Origin of the sequence: Pseudoalteromonas sp. ND6B, assembly GCF_000764215.1 — a bacterium.
Taxonomy (GTDB): Bacteria; Pseudomonadota; Gammaproteobacteria; order Enterobacterales; family Alteromonadaceae; genus Pseudoalteromonas; species Pseudoalteromonas tetraodonis.
Genome location: NZ_JQFL01000058.1, coordinates 118,096 through 132,912, shown reverse-complemented (window position 1 = coordinate 132,912; position 14,817 = coordinate 118,096). Strand labels below are relative to the sequence as shown.

General features: G+C 40.3%; 6 protein-coding genes. 2 read left to right on the top strand and 4 right to left on the bottom strand.

Features of this window, described 5'->3' with window-relative positions; translation table 11 throughout:
- Window positions 1-55 precede the first annotated feature (55 nt).
- Window positions 56-532, bottom strand: a complete 477-nt coding sequence (gene sixA, locus ND6B_RS05490) for a phosphohistidine phosphatase SixA (protein ID WP_024602806.1) — start codon at window positions 530-532, stop codon at window positions 56-58.
- 184 nt (window positions 533-716) lie between these two features.
- Between sixA and ND6B_RS05495 the strand changes: the two genes are divergently transcribed.
- Window positions 717-3,440 carry an insulinase family protein gene (locus ND6B_RS05495; RefSeq protein ID WP_033103871.1) on the top strand — a complete coding sequence of 908 codons (2,724 nt, stop codon included), beginning with the start codon at window positions 717-719 and terminating at the stop codon, window positions 3,438-3,440.
- A gap of 51 nt (window positions 3,441-3,491) precedes the next feature.
- Complete coding sequence (locus ND6B_RS05500) at window positions 3,492-5,732, top strand: sensor domain-containing protein (protein ID WP_033103870.1); 2,241 nt, start codon at window positions 3,492-3,494, stop codon at window positions 5,730-5,732.
- Here ND6B_RS05500 and ND6B_RS05505 read toward each other — a convergent pair.
- From ND6B_RS05505 to ND6B_RS05515, 3 genes are all read right to left on the bottom strand, one after another.
- Window positions 5,729-5,923 carry a hypothetical protein gene (locus tag ND6B_RS05505; RefSeq protein ID WP_138686387.1) on the bottom strand — a complete coding sequence of 65 codons (195 nt, stop codon included), beginning with the start codon at window positions 5,921-5,923 and terminating at the stop codon, window positions 5,729-5,731. The genes ND6B_RS05500 and ND6B_RS05505 overlap by 4 nt on opposite strands.
- A 174-nt stretch (window positions 5,924-6,097) precedes the next feature.
- Window positions 6,098-6,670: an elongation factor P-like protein EfpL gene (gene efpL / locus ND6B_RS05510; RefSeq protein ID WP_024602810.1), complete on the bottom strand. Its 573-nt coding sequence runs from the start codon at window positions 6,668-6,670 to the stop codon at window positions 6,098-6,100.
- Between the two features lie 145 nt (window positions 6,671-6,815).
- Window positions 6,816-14,804, bottom strand: coding sequence for an Ig-like domain-containing protein (locus ND6B_RS05515; protein ID WP_235420503.1), 7,989 nt, complete (start codon window positions 14,802-14,804; stop codon window positions 6,816-6,818).
- Window positions 14,805-14,817 lie beyond the last annotated feature (13 nt).

Sequence of the window (14,817 nt, the reverse complement as noted above, 5' to 3'; positions counted from 1 at the left end):
AAAGTATTGACATTTATTTAATAGAAAGTGGCTTAGCTAAATGCTAATTTACACGCTATGCATCTACATTCGCTGGTGCATTAATGGTGATATAATCACTTTTGTGGCGAGTTTCATCATAACTAATTTGTGCAACAGCGCCGGTATTAAAAATAGGCATGTGCCCAGCACACAACTGATCAACCAAATAGCTCACCATAGGCATATGGGCAACCACAAGCCAAGTATCGCATTCTGGATGAAGCGCGATTAACGTTTCTAAGTAATCTGCAGCAACCTGCGGGTTACCTTCAGGAATAATATCTTGGCAGGTCTCTTCAAATAAAAAGGTATTATTTTTTTTAACACCCTCAGCTGTTTGCTGCGCTCTTACATAAGGACTCACTAATAACCCTGTTGGAGCATGCTTTTTTTGTAACCACAGCCCCATTTTTTCTACCTGCTGATGGCCCAAAGGAGTCAAATTTCTACTGACATCATCAGAGTGCATCGGTATTGCTTCACCATGACGCATTATCAAGATTGTTTTCATAAAAAATCAACCAATTAAAGAATATAAAACAGTAGCCAGTTTGCTCGAATTTCCGCTATATTAATAACTCAAACCTATTTATTTTCTTAAAATAGTTCTTTCATGATGTTCAGGTAAATAGCATTGCATTCCTGAAGTTATCATCTGTTGTTAACAATTATACGTTTAGTTTCAGGAGCATCATTTGAAAATCAGCACCAATGATAACAGAGCTTACCGCACACTAACACTGGACAATGGTCTAAAAGTACTTTTAGTGCACGATCAAGACTCAGCAAAAGCTGCCGCATCCATGGCTGTTAACGCTGGTCACTTTGATGATCCACTTGATAGACAAGGCCTAGCGCACTTTTTAGAGCATATGTTGTTTTTAGGCACTGACCTTTATCCTGAATCAGGAAGTTTTAATAATTTTGTCTCGCAGTCTGGTGGCAATACCAACGCGTGGACTGGCACAGAGCATACCTGCTATTTCTTTGATATTAATAACCATCATATTGAAACAGCATTAGCGCAATTTAGCCGGTTTTTTATAGCGCCTACACTAAACCCCGCTGAAACAGAAAAAGAACGTAATGCTATTGAGGCTGAGTTTAAATTAAAAATTAAAGACGATGGCCGTCGAATTTATCAAGTGCATAAAGAAACGGTTAACCCAGAACATCCTTTTGCCAAGTTCTCAGTGGGAAACTTGCAAACATTAGCAGATAGAAAGCGCTGTATTAGTGATGAATTACGTGACTTTTTTAATAGGCATTACCAAGCTCAATGGATGACGTTAGTGATTTGTGCCAATGAGTCATTAGATACACTTGAGGCATGGGCAACCCAGTATTTTTCCCAGATAAAGGGAGATAAACACCAATTAAAGCCACCTATAGAAGCGCCGCTTTATCGCAGCCAAGACTTGGGTAAGTTGCTTCATATTGAGCCACACAAACATGTACAAAAGCTGATTATTAGCTTTGCCATGCCAAACATTGACGATTTTTATCGTCATAAAACGGTCAGCTTTATTGCGCACTTACTAGGTTATGAGGGGCAAGGCTCGTTGTATTCTGTGCTTAAAGAGCAAGGTTGGATCAATGCCCTCTCTGCAGGTGGCGGAATTAATGGCAGTAATTTTAAAGACTTTAATATTAGTATGGCGCTGACCGATGAAGGCATTGAATACTACGAAGATATTATTGAAATGGTGTTTGAATACATTTGTTTAATTAATAACAACACCAGCAAACTACCTCGCCTATATCAAGATAAGCAAAAACTATTACAAATCGCATTTGATAACCAAGAAAAGTCTCGCCTAATTGATTGGGTCAGTAATTTAAGTATTAACATGCAACACTACGATGAAGTTAATTACTTACAGGGTGACTATTTAATGGAGGGCTTTAAAGCCAGCACGCATGAAATGGCTATGCAGTGGTTAACTCCGCACAACATGCGTTTAGTGCTTATTCATCCTGATGTAGAGCCTGAACACACAGCTGCTTGGTATAACACCCCCTATAAAATTGAAAAATTGTCGCTACATTGGCTCGAAGCACTTGCACAGATTAGCCAGCCACAAAGTGAAATGCTATTGCCCACGGCTAATCCTTATTTAGCTAAAGATGTCATTTTATATCCGGTTGAATCACAGCAACGACATCCAACATTACTGGTAAAAGAAGCAGGCTTTGACTTTTGGTTTAAACAAGACGCCACCTTTAGAGTCGCCAAAGGGCATTTTTATTTAGCCATGGACTCTGACTTTGCAGTAAAAGATGTGAAACATATGGCACTGACGCGGTTATTTTCAGATTTATTCATGGACAGTGTTGGCGAACAGTTTTACCCAGCGGAACTTGCGGGCTTAAGTTATCACTTAACCTCTCATCAAGGTGGCTTAACGCTTCATACTGCGGGGCTTTCTTCAAGCCAACTCGAATTAGTCGATCAGCTGATTGATGCACTATTTAACGTAAAAATTTGTGCCAAACGCTTTGCAGAATATAAAAAGCAACTGGTAAGGCATTGGCGTAATAGCAATCAAAACAAACCCGTTAGTGAGCTATTTAGTATTTTAGGCGCTAAAATAATGCCGTGGAATCCTCAGCCTGACGAGTTAGCAAATGCACTCAAAGACACCTGTTTCCATCAGTTTAATGAATTTAGACAAGCGTTTTTTAATGCCCTTCATGTTGAGTCTTTTTTACATGGTAATTGGCAGCAAAATGATGCGCTTGAGTTTCAAAAGAAGGTCGCCCAGCACCTTAAAAAATCAGCCGTTATCGACGATTTAAAGCGCCCACTTTATGAAATTACTAAAGTGACCCGCTACGAGCTTGAACTTGCCTGCAGCGATAATGCCATGGTGATTTACTACCAAGCACAAAGCGATGACGTTATTGAAAAAGTGAAAATGATGGCGCTAAATCATTTAATTAATCAAGATTACTTTAATGAACTCAGAACCACGCAACAACTCGGTTATTTAGTAGGCGCAGGATACGCTCCTTTTAATACCCGTGCTGGTATTGCCTTTTATATACAATCACCAAAATTTGAGCCCACCACGTTACTGCACAGGCATAATTTATTTATTAGCCAGTATTTAGCAACAATTAATGAACTAACAGAACAAGACTGGCTGCAACAAAAACATGGATTAACAACCCATATTGCTGAAAAAGACAAAAATTTGCGTTTACGTTCACAACGTTTATGGCTTGCTATAGGTAATGGCGATCATCGGTTTAATATGCAGCAACGCCTGCTGGATTCTTTAAACGCATTAACGCTTGAAGATTTAAAAGCCTACGCCGCTGAAATTTTTAATGCAGATCGCCCAAGATATGAGCTTTTAAGTGCCAAATCTGTGAATTTGTCTGAGAAACTACCACTTTATTCGCATTCTCTTTGACTCTTGCTCGCGCTTGATTTAGATTGTCTTTTGTTAATAAGAAGTAAGACAATGAAAAAAATAAAAATAATAAAATACATTCTATTGTTGGCCTCTTTGGCCACAGCCTACTCAGCGAGTGCATTCGAGTCATCGTTTAACTTGAATTTAAATGCGTTGGTCGTGAGCGTGTGCGCAATAATGTCGTTAGTTGTGGTTTATTTGTTAACTATTGTTCACTCACTCAAGCGTTCACACTCTCAATTACAGCTTTCTGAAAAACGATTAAAAAGTACCGTAGAAGGCAGTGGTGATACTCTATGGGATTGGAATATCAAAACCGGTAAAGTTATTCGTATCAATGACAAATACGTGATGAATAGTAATAACCTAGTAGAATTTCCACCGAATAAAAGCTTGATCCACCCCCGCGATTTAACCCATGTTGATTACCTACTAAAAAAACACTTTGCCGAAGAAAGTACTTTTTTTGAAGCAACTTATCGTATTAAAGACAGCTTTGGTAAATGGCACTGGGTGCTCGACCGCGGAAAAATCATTGAAAAAGACGCTAACCTAAGCCCACTGCGAATGACTGGCACAGTCAGAGATATCTCGCAGTTAAAATCAACGGAAGATCGACTTAATTTATTTGCAAAATGTGTTGAGTCACTCACTGATGCGCTGGCCATTTATGATAAAGACTTTAGGCTTGTGGATATTAATCCCAGCTTTTTAACTTTGTTTGGCGGCGTACGCGAGCAATACCTAAAGAAAGAGTTTCATTTAGCCGGTTACGACAAAAGCTATATAGAATCCATAAAAAATACCGTTAGAAAGCACGAACATATTCAAGAAGAAGTAAAGCTTCGCAATAGCGATCATGCTCTGCTGCCATTTGAAATTTCAATAGATGAAATTAAAAACGCACAAAATCAAATAACCAATTATGTGGTGGTGTATTCAGATTTAACCGAACGTAAAAAAACCGAATCTGAACTGAATAATTTATCAAACCGAGATCGCACCACCAGCTTACCTAACCGTAATTTGTTTTTTTCTGACTTACAAAAACTCGCAAAGCAGCACTCTCATCATGCATTACTCGTATTTGATTTAGATAACTTTAAAAAGATAAACGACTCATTAGGCCATCAATTAGGTGATAGTTTACTGGCAAAGCTTGCTATGCGTTTAAATAAGCTCACCCGTGAAAATGACGTATTTTATCGCCTTGGCGGCGATGAATTTGCGCTAGTTATGTCAAACACCAACGATATTCTCACTATCACTCGCATGGCTAAACAGTTTTTGGCGGCCATAGCTACACCATTTAAAATGGCAGGCCATGAACTTGCTATCACCTCAAGCGTTGGTATAGTGTTGTTCCCCGAAGATGGTAACACCCCCGAAATACTATTAAAGAACGCCGATACTGCGATGTATCATGCTAAAAAGAAAGGCAATAGCTACCTGTTCTTTAATGACACCATGAACCGCCAAGCAGTAAAACGACTGCAAATAGAAAATCTAATGCGCTTTGGCTTAAAAGAAGATCATTTTGAGGTGTATTACCAGCCTAAAATGAATATTCGTACTGGTAAGCTTGCTGGAATGGAAGCGTTGGTACGTTTTATTACCCCGAAAAAGGGGGTTATTAGCCCAGGGGTATTTATTCCAATTGCCGAAGAAACAGGGCAAATTATTGAAATTGGTGAAGTAGTTTTAAACAAAGCTTGTCGCGATGTAAAACAGTGGTTAGATGCAGGCTTATTTAATGCCCGTGTTGCTGTTAACTTATCAGCAAAACAATTTAGCCTACCCGATCTAACCTCGCGCATAGATGTGATTTTACAAAAAAATGAACTGCCTTCGTACTTTTTAGAGCTTGAGATAACTGAAGGCACCGTAATGGACGATCCACAAGAAGCCATTGCGATTATGCGCTCTTTAAGTGCCCGCGGAATTCACTTAGCAATGGATGACTTTGGTACCGGCTATTCATCACTTGCGTATTTAAAGCAGTTTCCACTCAATACGCTTAAGGTAGATAAAGCCTTTATCGATGATATGAAGACTGAACGTGGCCGCAATATGGTGGACTCTATCGTCACTATTGCGCATAACCTTGATTTGCATGTAGTTGCCGAAGGGGTGGAGCAAGCGTCACAAATAAGCATACTTGAAGAGCTAAACTGTGAAACACTGCAGGGTTATTACTACTCTAAACCACTCTCAAAAGATGAATTTACTGCGTTTTTAAAACAACAACAAAGCCAATCAAAACTCAGTTTAATTAGAGCGACCAGTTAAGCACGCCATAGACACGCATTTACACCTATATTGCGTATCAATGCACGTCGATAATGTATATTAAACAAGCACCAAGCAACAGGACCAAACACGCCACCTAAAAATAACCAGCGTTTAACAGGCATGCCCTTTTTAATGGTTTCTAAATACATAAGCGCTATAAATACACCGCTAAGCAAAATAAATAACACCACCACCTCAACCAGCTCAAAAATAAGGCGCGTATAATAGCGTTAAATTGGCTAAATTTGAAGCAACGCATGCTGCTAATCAGCAATAATGCTGAATCAATTTGAGGGGCAAATCAGACACAAAAAAGCCGAGCAACTTAAATACTCGGCTAATCATCATAGATTTATAGCGGCTTACTTGTCAGCACGGCCCATAAACTTATGCTCTGCAGTATTAATACGGATGCGATCGCCCGTAGAAATATGCTCTGGCACTTGAATAGTTAAGCCGGTTGATAAACGAGCAGGCTTTGAACGCGCGCTGGCTGAAGCCCCCTTAATTGAAGGGTCGGTTTCCTCAACTACAAGCTCAACACTTGAAGGAAGATCAAGCCCAACTGGCGCACCATCAATCACAATAACGTGCACGCCTTGGGTCTCTTCGTTAACAAACTGAATCTCTTCAGCTATCGCGTCTTTAGCCAAGTTGTAAGGCGTGTAGTCTTCATTATCCATAAAGACATACTCATCACCATCAATGTACGACAGCATCGCTTCACGACGGGTTAAATCTGCAAGGTTAAGCATGTCGCTGTCTTTAAATGTTTCGTCAACTTTGCTACCCGTGACCACATCGTATAAACGCATACGGTATAAACTACCACCGGCACGACCTTGTGGTACAGAACGTACGATATCTTTTACTACTAATACACGGCCATTAAAGTCAATAGCCGTCCCTTTTTTAACATCACTCGCCTTTGGCATGGGTGAATTCCTATTGTTTTTTTGATTGCCAGAAACATACCACGAACTGAAGATACTTCAATAGAAACAAAACAACTTAGCGATACTTTTTAAAATATGCGATTCAGCGCCGCTAATAGCGGCGCTGTTCGCACTACGCATCAACTTAAAAGCGTACTTTTATTCCCGCTGATAACTCACTTACATCATTTTTTGATACTTTATAATAAGTATACTTTAGTAACAACTCAGTCTGTGTATAAACCGAATAACCTAAAGCGGCACCAATATAAGGTTTGGTAGCGTGTTCTTTATACTCTAAGCTATCTCCGTCCGTGATGCTGCTTTGTATTTTATACTGATGACGGTAAGCACCTAAAAACAATTTTGTGCTTAAAGATTCAGTAAGCATATATCGATAACCTACTTCAGCCGCCACCCCTTTTGGTAATACCGGTACAAAACGTGAATAATCTTGGTGTAATTTATCTGCATCAGCTTTTATTGTTTGTGCAGTTAAATCGGCTCGACCTTGACCTAAATCAATATATCTAATAGCGACTTCCCAATTGGGTGACAGATCATAATAAGCACCAATTGACCAACTAGTATCAGTATCATCAATAGACACTAAATTAGCCTGGTTATCTTTAGTTACTAAAGAATGCTTTGCTTTAGACTCACCAAGCGTGGCCTCAAACGACCATGTATTGGCCATTGCACTGGTGCTAATTAAGCAACTGGTTGTTACTATTGCAAAGCTTGGAAACATTGATCTTCTGCGACTGATAACAAGTACTGAAATCAATAATAAACCTAACCCTCCCATACTTCCTCCTGATGACTTATTATTGATAGCAACTGATTTAACAGCGCTAACTGTTACTTTTACTTGTGATACAGATTTTGCGCCTTTGCTATCTTTTATTGTGTAATCAATAATATCAACACCGTCAAAGCCACTTTTAGGTGTGTATTGTAAAGTGCCGTTAATGTTAATTGATACTGTGCCCTGAGCCGCAGCTGCATTAACAACAAATAATTCATCACCATCAATATCTGAATCATTACGAAGTACATCTATTTCTATCGATGTATTATCCGTGGTTGTTGCCGAATCAAAAACAGCGGTTGGTGCATTGTTTATAACTAAGTTAACTTTAACTTGGCTGTTTGATGTGCCCCCTTTGCCGTCACTAATACTATATTCAATAATAGCAACACCAACAAATCCAGTTGGTGGGATATACAGTAACTGCTCATCAACAATACTTACATCACCAAAATCAGCCGTTGCACCACTTAAAGTAAGTGTATCGCCGTCCATATCTGTGTCATTTTTTAACACATCAATAGTCGCAGACTCCCCTACACCAATTGTTATCTCATCTTGATTAGCCTCAGGAAGCTGGTTTGATGTGCGAATAATTGCAACACCACCTGGATCGACTATTGAGCGATTTACTTTGCCATCATCATCATTAGGGCCACCATCAACAATTTGTAATTGTACACACCACGCGCCTTCAATGAGTCCTTGCGTCCACTCACTACTTCTTGGTGGAGGACAATAACCAGGTTCACCTGCTGTAGAGAGTAATTGGTTATCACCTGATGTATCAAAATCAATCCACTGCCCTTCTTTCAACTTTCTGTAAACAGAGTTTTGTGATGTTGGCTTTCTTTGCGGTATTACTATGCTGTATGTATCTCCAGCATTAGGTAAACCCGTTGCGATAAAATCAAACAGCCCACCTGTATTTACCGCACCTTGATCTTCAGGTAATTCACTATCAAGCAACTGAACACCACCTGTTGCATTTTGTGAAACCGTGACCCCTTTTCTAAGGCAAACGCCCGGTTCGCCTTCTACTAAAAACTTATCACTGTCTTTCACTTGTTCTTGCATGACATTACATTCACTAATGGCATCTAAATAATCTGGAATACCGTCGCCGTCAGTATCACTATAACCTTCTTGCGCATCAGGAATTAAGTCGCCATCAGAATCTTCCTGTCCTAACGCCTCAAGCGATGCGACCACTTCAATATACACATCTTTCGTTGTCGATAAGCTCGGCTCACCAGAATCATTTGCCGTTACAGTTACTTTATAGATCCCAGGAGTTAAAGATTGTGTTGAAAAAACAAATTCATCTTCATTAGCACTAATATTTAGAAGTTCATCATTTTGCGATGACCACGCTAACGTAACGTTATCATTTGGATTTGCATCCTCTGTAATACCTTTAATTGTAACAAGCTCATCACCTATAGTAACAAGCGATCTTTCTTGAGCAGCTTGTGTAATGCGAGTGGTAATAGTCGGTGCTACATTGTTTTCAACAATCGTGATCGTCGTCGAAGATTTCGCACCTAAATTCAACGTATCTACCAGTGTAATTACAATGGTTTCATTGCCTTCGGTCTCAGAGTCAGCATAGGTTGTAAAATTAACTTGTCCTTGCAGACCACTGTTAATAACCAACTCTGACGATACTAAATCATGATCAGAGCTATCAGCAGTACCCGATACTTCATAGGCAATTGTCACTGGATAACTTGGCGCTTCACCATTTAAAAACACCTTAAAGCTATGTGTTTTATTTTCAGCAATTTCACTATTTTTACTGAGCGAAATAAGTGGGTTCACGTTTACATTTTGCGTTGCAATTGCTTCAAGTCCACTGCTGTCTTGCGCTTTCCAATAAACTAAATGCTTACCTGGCGCATAAAACAAACTTGGGTTAACTAATGAAACCGCTAATTTGTTACCTTGGCTATCGGTTGCCAAAGGTACACCTAGCTTAACCTTAGTAAATAATCCTTTTGCATTAACCTCAATATCAGCTGGCACCTCGATTATTGGCGCATTATCGGTTTGATTATTTAACGTTAATGTTGCTGTTGTTCTACTCGTTTCTTTATCAGGATCTTCTATCAAATAATTAATTTGAATAGCCCCTTTGGTGCTTGCCTGAGCCTGATAAACCAGCAATCCATTTTCAATTTTCACAGAGCCCACACTCGCATTAGCGCTAACAATAACTAATTCATCTTCATCAACATCTGTGTCATTGACTAACACATCAAGTGGGTAGCTATTATCAGCGTTGCTATTTAATGAATAGCTATCTGGGTTTGCGATTGGCGCATCATTAATAGAAGTCACCGTAAAGTTCACCGTGGCAACTGCTGATTTATCCTTTTTATCATCGGCAACATAGTTAAAACTATCAGAACCAAAGTAGTTTGCATTAGGCGTATAAGTAAATGTATTGGCTTGTTTGGTTAATGTACCAAATTGAGGCTGCGACACAGCACTAATTATGAGCGTGTCTGAGTCTGCATCCGTAATATCAGGGGAAAAACTGATATTAGAATCTTCATCAAGCTCTAAACTTAAGTTAGCAGCAACCGGAGCACTATTTGTTGATACCACTTCTAAATTGAAAGGTGGCAAGCTTGCTTGTTCGCTACCGTTACTAACAGTAATGGCGATATTAGGATAAAGCCCTACGTCAGTTTTAGCAGGAGTACCCAATAAATTTCCTGTTGTAGTATTAAAGCTCGCCCAGCTTGGCTTATTCGTAATACTAAACGTCAGTGTTTTATTTTGTGGATCCGTTGCTGTTGGCGTAAAGCTGTAAAGCTCCCCCTGATTTACTTTTGTTGCCGCTGTACCGCTAATTTGGGGTTTACTAGCTTTAGTTACGGTAATAGCAAACGATTTTTTAAAGGTGGCGGCACTGTCATTGGTCTGTATACAAACAGTGTAAATACCCAGTGGCAATGCTGTTTTTGTTTCTAACGTACTGCCATTGATTTGGAAAGAACTATTACCTGTACTTGCAGTACAGCTGCCCGCAGCCAATGACGTTGATGAAACTAACGAATAAGTATGACTGCTCGAATCAACATCAGTTGTGCTTAATATTCCAACATCTGCCCCCGCGCCAACAATTGATTCACTAATCGTAGAGCTTGAAAGGTTGATATCAGTAGGTGCATTATTTTCACCCACGACGCTAACTGTAGAGGATCCAAAACTGCCACTTGCTCTATCAGCGCCACCATTAGCTGTGCCGCCGCTGTCTTTTATAGATGTAAGTGTAACAATTCTATTATCGGTAGTTGGTAAGTCACTGGTGTTTTTATATTGTAAAAATGGCACATAGTTTTGCCATACCGCAGCTGAATCTAATGCGGTAACTGTTACCGTTGCCGTTGAACCATTTAAAGTAACTAAGTAGCTAAAATTAACAGCTCCCGAATACGTGCCCGAGACATTATGTTCTAAATTAATAAGATCGGTGCCAAATTGAAGGAACTCATGACCCGTATCTTTTACATTAGTTAGTGTTAGTGATATTTGTTCAATATTTTGTCCACTCTCCACAGTACTAATAGAAGCTGAAGAGAAAATCCCAACTGGTGAGCCATTCTCAGTAAAAGTTGGATTAGCCCCAACTGCCAATACCGTAGGTGCGTCGTTAACCGAGGTAATAGTAACTGACGCCTGATTAGTACCTGTACTCTCTACCACGCCATCATTAAATGTATAGTCAAGCACGGTTGCATTTGAAGGGTCATCTGAATTATTGGCATAAGTAATTGCTTGTGCAATAGAGTCCACAATCGCAGAGTTAGCATTACTATTAAATGTTAGCGTTAAAGTACCTGCTGAGTTTGAAGTAACAGTACCTACATTATTACCATTATAGCTAAATGTATTACCCTCAGTTAACGTACCTAATAACCCCGAATGACCAAATATATCTTCGGCACTCGCACCGTCACGTCGACGAATAGTTAGGCTAGCATTGTTGTAATCGCCTGCGTTGCTGTTAAGTGCATCAAGCTCAGCATCTGCAATCGTCATATCACTGTCTATAACCACTGCACTGCTATTTTCTATAAATGTAGCACCGCCATTAAGCGAGCTAAATGTGGGTGCAGAGTTTGGTGAAACAAATGTAATGAGCGTGTCAGAGCCATTATCAGCAACCGTAAAGGCTAAATCATTGCCAGGCGCATTAGTAAGTGAAAGAGTAAGCTCAGAAATATTAAAATCGGTGGCATCTGTATCAACTTCTAATGTGCTCGTGCCATTAAATCGCACATTTGCACTTGAAAGCCCTGTCACGCCAGTAATCGTTAAGGTATCGCCTGCGGCTAGATCGGTGATGGTATCCCCTGATAATTGAGATGAGCTACCTACAAAATTATCATTACCTGCGTTACCTGTTAACGTATCTGTACCAGCGCCTGGGCGTAAAGTATCGGCCCCAGAGCCACCTTTAAGTACATCATCACCATTAAAATCTGATGAGGTCATTGTTAAAATGTCAGCGCTAAATGCACTTGCATCTAGCGTCACTGCAGCTGTAATAGCACTGCCACTAGCATTAGAAAAAGACACAACGCCAGCATCAGTATTAAAATTATCGGTTAAGGTGATAGTCGTGTTGCTGTTAGTGCCGATTGCCAGATTTTCAATACCCGATACCGTGGTGCTGGAAAAATTAAAAATACCACCATCCATAAGTTTTAGCGTATCAGCGCCAGCAGAGCCTGTAATGGCAGTATTAAAATCATTAATATTATTAACATCAATTGCTACTGTCGCTGTAGAGGCTAAGCTTAATGTACCAATATTAAAGAATGAGCCAGAAGTCACGTCAGCACCGTCAGTGACACTCACCTTATCTGCAGCATTTAGCTCTGAGGTTAATGAACCACTAAACCCTGCGCCACCAAGTGCAAAGGTCATCGCTGTATTACTAGATCTATCTATTATACTTTGAGTCGCTGAGACTATCGTAATTGTTCTACTGTTTGAAGAGTCATCAAATACGTTGTAAGTTTCAACATCACTGAAAGTAGAAAAATCACCATCGCCATAAACATCAATTGTTTCAGAACCTATTGCAGATATAGTGCCTGTAAAACCGGCGTGTTGCGAACGCGTCATTGAAACCCTTGCACCACTGCTAAGTGTTAGGTTTTCAATATTGGAAACTGTTGCAGCGGTAATATCTCCCGTATTACTGATAGATAGCGTATCGTTAACGCTTGCTTCACCTGTTATTGTGCCAGTAAACGTTAATCCACTGACATCAAACGTATTTGCGTCGGTTGTTGATGCGCTTGTTACATTAACAGACGAAGAACCTAACGTAATTGTTCGTGTATTTGTTGAATCATCACCAACGTTAAACGCTTCAATATTGCTAAGTGTTGTAAAGTTACCATCACCCGAAACCGTAATCGTTTCAGCGCCTGGCGCTGTAATCGCACCTGTAAATGTACTCACTTGCGCTGCAGATAAAGCCACCGATGAGTTTGCTGCGAGGGTTAAGTTTTCAAAACTAGACATTGTAGCACTTGTGGTGTCGGCACCTGTTGCCATGCTTAATGTATCGGTACCACCATTTGCATTGAGTGTACCTGTAACCGTTAAACCTGCAATATTTAGCGTATCATTGCCCGCGCTGCCGGTTATATTTTGTGAGCCATTTGATAAGGCAATTGTGTTTGCACTACCGAGTACATACGTTTCAATATCATTCGCAGCAATTAAACCATTAGTTGCGTCTGAAATGGTAATTTGATCAGTACCTGCGCCTGAAATTGTAGAAAACGCATCATGCTGCGCTTCTTTCATCGTGACAGATACGCCGCCGCTCAAATTAAGCGTTTCAAAGTTTGAAATCGTTGCCGCCGCTAAACTCGCGCCATCAGCTAGCGTAAGTGTATCTGCGCCATCCCCACCATCGAGAGTTCCTCGGTACGAAAAGTTGGAAATATCGACTGAATCAGCTAAATTACTGCCTGTAACAGACTGATCTCTATCTACAAGCGTTAATGCAATTGGTGTATTCAAAACGTATGTTGCAATAGTGCTATTTGCCGTTAAATTTGCATCGCCCCCACTGCCTGCTGCAATTGTAAATACGGGAGCACCGCTCCCCGAAATAGTCGTAAATTGCTCATGCTGCGCTTCACTTAGCGTTAAAGTGGCGCTGCTAGGCATTGTTAATGTTTCAAAGCCTGTTAATGTAGTGAAAGCCGTTAAATCGGATCCAGTCGGAACGTGAATGGTATCTGTACCCGTGCCACCATCAGCCACTGAACCTGTAATATGTGATGGATTGCTTATCGTTAATGTTTCGTTGTCACTACTAAACGTAATTGCCGGGTTTAAATTAGTCCCATCTAGTGTACTAAAACCCGCTGCTGTAGAGCTAGCTGCTGTAAGATTAGCCACTGAAATTGTCGCGGTACGGCTAGTACTGTTTTCAGTGCCATCATTGATAACAACTGACACTGTCCGCGAAGTTGTGTTGGGCGACGAACTGGTATTGTTATACGTGATTGCTTTAAGGAAAGTGGTAACTTCCGCCGTTGTTGCAGTTGCACCTGTAATAGAAATTGTATCTTGTAAACTAATATCTGATGCACCACTAACACCCCCAAGTGCATTTTGCGCACTGGCAGATACATTAAGACCTTCAAACACCCCGTCTTGATCATTTGTTAATGCAACGGTTATTGTTGTTATTGAGTCGCCATCACTATCACCGGCTTCAGCATCGGGTGCAATCTCGGTAGCAGGGCTGCCTTCAGTAAACGCCGAAAAACTGCCTGTACCTGGAATACCACCATTTAAATCAACAACTGGGGCGAGGTTGCTTGGCGCCGCGGCTGTAAAAATAAGATTATCTATACCAATCTGATGCCCACTAGAATTATTTTCATAACTCATGATTACTGAGTTAACTGATGTCCAATCTGGGGGGCTTAATGTGGCAATCAAGTCACTCAGCTCTGGATCATTATCTGCAATGGTCACTGCTGTGCCGTTATCTGGCGTAAAAATATAGTTTTGACCCAAATCTACATTAGCAAATTCACCTATGTCGAACTGAGTAATACTAACAGGTGCGCTAAAAGTAAAAGTCCATGTTTCTCCAACGCTTGAAGTGTTTGGATTAAGAAAGCTACTTTCAACGTTGAGTGTATTGCCAGCAGACTGAGTAGCAGTTAACGTTATACCATCCACAGTGCTCGTTAGTGTCTGCGTATTGTTACCACTTACATTGTCAAACGTATAGGTTCCTGCAGAGGCATTAACGCTATATAAAGTAGACATTATCAATGCCAAC

Excerpts from the sequence above, each read along its gene's own strand:
- sixA (WP_024602806.1), bottom strand. The coding sequence starts at position 532 with ATGAAAACAATCTTGATAATGCGTCATGGTGAAGCAATACCGATGCAC.
- ND6B_RS05500 (WP_033103870.1), top strand. The coding sequence starts at position 3,492 with ATGAAAAAAATAAAAATAATAAAATACATTCTATTGTTGGCCTCTTTG.
- efpL (WP_024602810.1), bottom strand. The coding sequence starts at position 6,670 with ATGCCAAAGGCGAGTGATGTTAAAAAAGGGACGGCTATTGACTTTAAT.
- ND6B_RS05515 (WP_235420503.1), bottom strand. The coding sequence starts at position 14,804 with ATGTCTACTTTATATAGCGTTAATGCCTCTGCAGGAACCTATACGTTT.